We start from the raw sequence: 244 nt of genomic DNA, 5'->3' as shown, positions 1-244 counted from the left end.
AAGAATTGATTTTTCTACGAGAGAATGAATTTTGGTACTTTCTTTAAATTTTATGACATTGTTGATTAAAAACTGAAGCTATATTTTTAGTATAAAATTCAGATGTGTTTTTAAAAACTTGTCTATTAAAGTTTATCATTGTAAATATTCTTGAAAAAAATACGATTTAGAAAATTTCTATAAAGCTATACTCTTTATGAAAAGAGTGTAAAGCAAACAAAGATATTTGAGAAAAGCTGCATTT

The sequence above is a fragment of the Bartonella sp. AP58NXGY genome, assembly GCF_042195785.1.
In the GTDB taxonomy this organism is placed as follows: domain Bacteria; phylum Pseudomonadota; class Alphaproteobacteria; order Rhizobiales; family Rhizobiaceae; genus Bartonella.
The sequence above is the reverse complement of the archived record's forward strand: the minus strand, read 5'-3'. Positions refer to the sequence as shown.